Consider the following 448-nt stretch of genomic DNA (forward strand, 5'->3'; position numbering starts at 1 on the left):
TAGAAGCAGAAAACTTGGAACTCCGAATTAAAAATGAAGCGTTAAAATTATTGGCCTCGATGAAGCAACAAACCAAGAAGTCGCCAAAGTAATTTGTATTCTCGAGGCCCAATTTAAACTTGCAGATATTTTACGGGTACTGCCCATCTCTGCTTCAACTTTCTTTTATTGGAAACGTCAGTTTCAAAAAAACGATAAAGATAGGCAATTAAAGGACATCATTAAATATATCTGGAATAATGATCAACATTTTGGAAGCTTGCGAATTACCAAAACTATTAGGGATAATTTTGACTTGGTAGTAAATCATAAGCGTGTATACCGCATTATGAAGCGGTTAGGGATTTATGGAAAAGGTTATCATAAGCAGACTAGTAAATACGATTCATCTAAAGGACCTGAAGGTAATCGAGTTAAGAACTTACTTAATCGCAGATTTAAGGCAGAT

Annotated in this window: 1 protein-coding gene; it reads left to right on the forward strand. The window is 34.8% G+C overall.

What is annotated here, in order from left to right; all coding sequences use genetic code 11:
- Positions 1 to 145: 145 nt before the first annotated feature.
- Positions 146 to 448: IS3 family transposase (locus OXT66_RS09685; protein ID WP_419146392.1), on the forward strand; the 303-nt coding region annotated here is incomplete at its 3' end.

It is taken from the genome of Lentilactobacillus senioris, assembly GCF_026798195.1.
Classification (GTDB): domain Bacteria; phylum Bacillota; class Bacilli; order Lactobacillales; family Lactobacillaceae; genus Lentilactobacillus; species Lentilactobacillus senioris_A.